The organism is Paraburkholderia bengalensis, assembly GCF_037126505.1.
GTDB classification, from domain to species: domain Bacteria; phylum Pseudomonadota; class Gammaproteobacteria; order Burkholderiales; family Burkholderiaceae; genus Paraburkholderia; species Paraburkholderia bengalensis.
Genome location: NZ_JACFYJ010000208.1, coordinates 1 through 3,309 on the forward strand (window position 1 = coordinate 1; position 3,309 = coordinate 3,309).

A 3,309-nucleotide genomic window follows, 5' to 3' on the forward strand; every position below is an offset into this window, starting at 1 on the left:
CTGTCGTAGTCGGCTGCGTATCGGGCTGCGTATCGGGCTGCGTATCGGGCTGCGTATCGGGCTGCGTATCGGGTTCGGCATGGGGCTGCACATACTGACGCACATCGGGCCGCACCTCAGCCCGCACACCCTCCGTGCGCGGCGCGACGTCTCCCACCGTCTCGCTCATGCCTGCAGCGCCTTCGCGACACGCGCGAGGAATGCGTCGTCGGACATCAGCGACGCGGCCTCCCATTGCCCCGCCGCGCCCGGCAGATTCATCATCTGCCCTTCGTTGAACTGCCAGACGAGCGCCTGCGGCGGGTTGGCCTTGAACGCAGGCGATTCGAGATAGTTGAGCAGCGTCTTCCACGGGCCCGTGTCGCCGAACGTCCACGTCAGGCCGACGGGCCGGTCGAGCACGTTCGACAGCTTCTGCGGAAAGCCGAGATACGGCTGCACCATGCTGTTGCCGACCACCTGCACGACGGGCGGCCCGCCGTCGACGAGCCCTTGCGCGGCCGCCGCCGTGCGCACGATGAAATGATCCTTGCCCACTTCCTTCTTACGCTCGGGCGGCAGCAGCGCCGCAAGGTCGCCGTAGCGGACCTCTTCGTTCCATTTGCCCAGGCGCGCGCCGCGCCCGCCTCGCCCTTCAGCGGCCCCGCAGCCGCGACGAGTTCGGCCGCGCGCTGCGCCACCGCCTCCGACGAATGACCGCTCCAGTGATAGTCGGCGCGAATGTACTTTTCCTGCGACGCACCGACGGCGGCGATGGCAGCCGGCGAATCGACCAGTGCCAGGCCGAGTTGCCGCGCATGCGACTGCATCGCGGCGAAACGCGCCGTCACGGCAGCCGACAGCGCCGTGCCTTCGGGCAGATTCTCGGCACACGAGCGCGCCTTCAGCGGCGCGATTGCAATCACGCTGCGGATGCCGCGCGCGTCGAACTGCTCCGTGGTGCGGCGGATCAGGTCGAGCGCTTTCAGACAGGCGGGCGTGGCGTCGTCGCTGAGGCTTTCCCAGCCCGGATAGAGCCACAGGTTGCGGCCTTCGATGACGCTCGTCGCCGCGGCGGCACGCGCGCCGCGCGGCGCGAGTGCGAGCGACGCAAGCGGCGCGGCCACGAGCGCGAGCAACAGACGGCGGCGGGCGCCGTCGACGCTCGCACGTGACACGTCGGGCTGCATGAGGAAATCAAAGGGATCAAGGGAATTGCGAGCGTCGGTCATGTCCGTGGCAAATGTCCTTGGCATTCCAGCAGCGGTTATCGATGGGTCGGCCGCGCGTCGCGCCGACGATTGCAAAGCGACGTCGCTTTCGTCGCCAGCGTCGTGACGCGCGCGCAGCAAGATGGACCCCGGCCATCAATGCACGGCGGGCGGCCACGCGAGCGCATCGCGCACCCCGCTCAACACCGGCTTGCCGGCATCGCCGTAGACGAACAGCGTGTAGCTGTCGCCCGCCGCGAGCGAGGGCAGCGGCAACGGCGCGCTGGCCGCCGTGCCGCACTGCCCGACCAGCTTCGCGCTGACGGGATTGATCGCGCGCGCGTCCTGCGCGCCGCTCGTCAGCTGCGCAAAGACCGTCGGCCCCGCGCCGTCCACGCTGATCTTCGCGCTGCAGCCGGGCACGAAGTTGAACGCGCGCAGCGTCGCCTTCAGGCCGTCGATGCGTCCGTAGCGGCCCGCGACGCGCGTCGCGTGCCAGCCTTTCGCGTCGCGCGCGAGCGACACGGTGACGGCATCGCCCGCGTGGACGTCGCCCGCTGCATCGGCGAGCACCTTGCCGTCGACGGTGACGCGCGCGGGCGTGTCCGGCGTGAGCACGCTAAAACGCGTGGCCACCCCCGGCGCAAGCGTCTGCGGCGCTTCGCTGCCCGACAGCGCGACGCGCGCGGGCTGCGCCGATACGTTGATCACGCGCAGATACGCCGCGTCGTCGGGAGGCTGCGGGCCGTACAGGCTCGCGACGTCGCCGGCCGCCGCGTGCGCCGTTGCTGCTGTCGCCGCCGTCGCGGCTACCCATAAGGCCGTCATCGCGGCCCTCGTGCGCGTGCCGATGATGCTGATTCTTTTCATGTGTGATCCCGGTTCAATACGAGTAGATCGCGCCGAAGAACACGCCGCGCGCGCGATCGTCGCCCGTGATCTTCAAGCGGTACTGCACCGACACGTCCACGTACGAGCGCGGCGAGTCGTAACGGCTGTCGCGCAACCAGTAGCGCGTGGAAATCCCGACGCCCGCGCCGACGGGAATGCTGTGATCGACGTTCGAGTCGTAGTCCGCGCCGATCACGGCATACGGAAACACCGTCCACTTCGGGCTGTAGCGGTCCATGCGGAACGTGCGGCCCAGTTCGAGGTTGGTGGTGCCGTAGACGTTGCCCGCATTCAGATAGGCACCCGTTTCCGCGTACGCCTGCAAGGTCCACCACGACGGCACGTCGATGCGCCGCTCGGTGCCGAAGCCGCCCGAATATGCGAGCCGCGCGAGCCAGTCGGGATTGGCGTTCGAGCCGATCGCGATGATCCGCTCGAACGCGACGATCGCGTCGAACTGCGAGAACGGCTTGGCGCGCGCGCCGACGGCCGTCTGCAGCGTCGAGGCGCCCGATGCGCTGCCGTTCTTCACGCCGAAGCTCTCATAGCCGCGCGCGTACAGCTCGAACATGCGGTCGCCGAGACTGCCGAACGGCCGCCAGTACGCTTCCGCGCCCGCCTGCCAGTTGTTCGACGTGCCCGGCGTCGCCGAAGTCGCATAGCCCGGCTGCAGCCCCGCGCCGCGATAGTTCAGCGACACGTCGAAGCCCCAGTTGCGCTCGCTTCGGCGTCGCGCTTGCGCATTTCGTTGAGCTGCGCGGGCGTGGCGGGCGGGTTGCCGCCGGGGTTGTCGTTGGGGTTGTCTTTAGTGGGCTTCGCGCTCGCGTCGATCGCGCGCTCGAAGTACCGCGCGGCTTCACGGTTGTGATGCGCGGCGGCGGCGGCGTAGCCAGCGTCGGCGTTCGCCGACGCTGGCAACATCCCGGCCTTGTCGGCCGCCTGGAAACGCTGGTACGCGAGCCGGTTGTCGCCCGCGCGCTGCGCGATGTAGGCGGCCGTCATGTCGGGCATCGCGTCGAGCATGCCGGCGCGCACGAGCGAGCGCGCCTCGCGCGTCGCGCCGGGCTCGTCGCCTGCCGTGCTGAGCGCGTTGATCAGTTCGACGCGATGCTGCGGATCGTCAGGCGCGGCTTTCACGGCCTCGCGCGCGTAGCCGACGGCGCCTTTCGCGTCGTTGGCGGCAGCCGCCGTCGCCGACGCGCGCGCCGCCGCGAAGCCGGCGTCGGCG

Annotated in this window: 2 protein-coding genes and 2 pseudogenes; all 4 read right to left on the minus strand. The window is 69.8% G+C overall.

All coding sequences use genetic code 11. The features are described 5' to 3' along the window. Positions 1-165: 165 nt before the first annotated feature. Positions 166-1,235, minus strand: a pseudogene (locus H3V53_RS42545) (alginate O-acetyltransferase AlgX-related protein). 111 nt (positions 1,236-1,346) lie between these two features. Beyond that, on the minus strand, positions 1,347-2,060 hold the full coding sequence (locus tag H3V53_RS42550) for an alginate O-acetyltransferase AlgF (RefSeq protein WP_336602949.1): 714 nt from the start codon (positions 2,058-2,060) through the stop codon (positions 1,347-1,349). Between the two features lie 13 nt (positions 2,061-2,073). Then, positions 2,074-2,781 (minus strand): NfrA family protein, encoded by a 708-nt coding sequence (locus H3V53_RS42555; protein WP_336602950.1) that lies wholly within the window; start codon positions 2,779-2,781, stop codon positions 2,074-2,076. Further along, positions 2,772-3,309: pseudogene (locus tag H3V53_RS42560) on the minus strand (NfrA family protein); the annotation flags it as partial. The pseudogene H3V53_RS42560 and the gene H3V53_RS42555, both read right to left, overlap by 10 nt.